A 3,236-nucleotide genomic window follows, 5' to 3' on the forward strand; every position below is an offset into this window, starting at 1 on the left:
GACTAATTTTTGTTTGCCCTGCTTGCCCAATGAAATCTTTTTTATTTCATCGGGGTGAAATGCTTTTATCTTTTTTATTTATCCCGTGAAATGATTTTATCTTTTTTATTTCACTGGGATTTCACTGTGGGGATGAGTTGTAAAAAACATAAAAGCATTCTGCGAGGCTGGTGTTGTCCCCCTTCTTTTTGAAGAGAAGGGGTTAGGGGATGAGTTGTAAACAACAAAAAGTCCTCGAGGATGACATCTATTGTAGCGAATAGAAGCCGGAAAGAATCTCCCCGAAGAGCATAAAAAAACCCACAACACGAGAGGACTTGTGTTCCAATTTATCACTTTATCACTTTTTACTTTTTCCTTTGATCTTTGCTCTTTAGTCTTTAATCTTTTTTCGTGTATTTCGTGGTTAATCTTTCCCCCAACACCCGCCGTGTCATTCTGACAAACGAAGTGAGGAAGAATCTCCCAGAAATCCACAACGGATCAACAAAATTAACTGTTTTATTGACAGAATCAGCCGGCTTTATAGTTTTGAAAAACTATCTTAAAGCAACTAATAAATACGAGAAAAAAAGAATTTTTCTTTTTTTAATCGGATTGTTGGTTGCAAAAAATATATAAGGAAAAACTCATGAAAAAAAGTATTAAACTCACCCTTTGGTTTGCCGGACTTTCCACCTTTTTTTATTGGTGCTATTGGATTTATCGGGTTCTGAAAGCAGAAAAGGAACTGACAAAAACTGCTCCGAAATATATCGAAAATATCTTTGGAGAAAAACCGGCATTTTTTTGGAACCTTGCCGTAAACCTTCCGAAAGTTATTGTAATATCACTCACTCTAAAAAAATGTTCCAAAAAAATAATGGAAAAACAATCCGAAGTAGAATCTGTAATCAATGACTATATCAAGGAATATTATCCACTGCTTCGGAAGGCTAATGTGAAGATAAAATTTGAGGAAAATGAATATGAATAATTTCTCCTCATGAAAAAAATATTGTTTGAATCCTTTTTTGTCGGACTCATATTCCTTTTTTCCCACACCTTATTTGCTGGGAATTCTCCGAATCTGTATCGTTTCGAACTGAACAATAAATACGGGTTCGTAAACAAGACAGGAGAGATTGTAATAGCTCCAAATTACGATCACGTGGGTGAATTCTCTGAGGGATTATCCGCAGTAACACTCTCCAATCGTTACGGATTCATTGATAAAAGTGGCAAAATCGTTTTCATCGTCAATAGCAATTATTCATCCCCACAATTTTCTAATGAATTGGCAGTTATAAAAATCGGTGATAAATTCGGTTATATTGATCAGAAAGGAAGAATTCGCCTAAAACCGATTTATGATGATGCAAGGGATTTTTATGACAATTTTGCAGCTGTAAAAGTGGATGACAAATGGGGTTACATAGATCAATCGGGTTCTTTTATCATAATACCGAAATATGAGGATGCTCAACGTTTTTCCGAAGGGATGGCGGCTGTAAAAATTGATGGCAAATTCGGTTTTATCAATACCCAAGGAATGGAAATCATCTCTCTGAATTACACGGAAGTTTTCCCGTTTTCAGAGGGAATTGCTCGTGTAAGACACCTGAATCAATATGGTTTTATAGATAAATCCGGAGCAGTGATTGTGGAACCGGTTTTCGATCATGCCGGAAATTTTTCACAAGGTTTAGCTTATATTTCCATAAACGGAAAATGGGGGTTTATCAACCGATTCGGAGAAAGAATCATCCCACTGAAATATGAAAAAGCAAGCGACTTCAATGGGAATTTGGCAGCAGTCAAACAAAATTCAAAATTCGGATTCATCAACAAAACCGGTAAATTTATCATCACTCCAAAGTTCGATAGTGCGGATAATTTTTCCGAAGGACTTGCCCAAGTTTATGTAAATGATATTTACGGATTTATTGATAAAAAAGGCAGCGTTCTGTTCACAATTCCCTCGGCAACAGATGCGGGACATTTCCATGACGGAATGGCAAAAATTAGAATCGGAAAGAAATATGGATTTATTGATAAAAGCGGAAAGATGGTAATCACACCTCAATTTGATAGAGCATACGACTTTTCGGACGATCTGGCTTATGTAGGAATTAAAGACGGGGTTGGTTATATTTCCGAAAAGGGAATATTCGAGATCAATCCTGTTTTCCGGCAGGGGAGGGAATTTTCCGAAGGACTTGCCTCTGTATTTAATGGCGAAAAATTCGGATTTATCGGACACGATGGTAGATTTATCATCGAACCTGCATTTGATTATGCGGGTAATTTTTCTTGCAATTTGGCACGAGTTCAAATTGATGATAAGTGGGGATTCGTTGACCATAAAGGAAAATTGCGCATTGCTGCCGGTTTCGATGATGTGATGGATTTTTCAGAAGAGTTGGCTGCCGTACAAATTAACGAAAAATGCGGATTTATAGACACTACCGGAAACCTTGTAATTCCGATTGTTTGGGATGAAGCAAAAAATTTTTCCGATGGATTGGCAATGGTTTCAAAACAAACAAAAGGGACATATTTTATCAATAAAAAGGGAGAAATTGTTCTCGTTTCATACTACAATGAAATGCTTGGTTTTTCAGATGGACTCGCTGCCTTTATGGATGAAAACCACCAATGCGGATACATAAACAAAAGCAATGATATTGTTATTCCACCCCAATTTTATGGAGCGGATTCCTTTTCCGAAGGTTTGGCAGTTGTGCAGGTTTTGGGAAAATACGGTTATATTTCCACATCAGGTGATATTGTTATCAAACCAATCTTTTTACAAGCACTTAGATTTCAAAATGGAATTGCCCACGTGAGAACTGAGGACGGCTGGGGATTGATAAACAAATCCGGTAATTATATTTGGAAACCGTAAAAGTTTTGGAAAATTTTGAATTTTACCTTGCGAATGGTTATGCTTCAACGACCTTCGCAATGGTAAAAAAATCAGCCAAAAATGCACGAATAAAAATAAAAAATGGTGAAAAGGGAAATGGGAAAAAGGGAAAACGGAGAAGGAAATTGTGAATTGTGAAATGTGAAAAAACAACCATGAATATACGAAAAAAAATAGCCTATCCGTTTTTGGGAAATTTTGAATTGTGAATTTTGAATTGTGAATTTTGAATTGTGAAATGGGAAATGGTAAAAAGAGTAAATCGAACATCCCTGTTCGTTCATCATACCGTAGGTGCGACATAATCTTAACCTTATGGGAGATTCTT

At 36.4% G+C, this 3,236-nt stretch carries 2 protein-coding genes; both read left to right on the forward strand.

Annotated features, from left to right (window positions below):
- Window positions 1–631: 631 nt before the first annotated feature.
- Window positions 632–976, forward strand: coding sequence for a hypothetical protein (locus tag U9P79_09555; protein MEA2104868.1), 345 nt, complete (start codon window positions 632–634; stop codon window positions 974–976).
- A 9-nt stretch (window positions 977–985) separates the two neighbouring features.
- Entirely contained in the window at window positions 986–2,887 is a 1,902-nt protein-coding gene (locus U9P79_09560) for a WG repeat-containing protein (protein ID MEA2104869.1), read from the forward strand.
- Window positions 2,888–3,236: the final 349 nt, after the last annotated feature.

This window comes from Candidatus Cloacimonadota bacterium (assembly GCA_034661015.1).
Lineage (GTDB): Bacteria > Cloacimonadota > Cloacimonadia > JGIOTU-2 > JGIOTU-2 > JAYEKN01.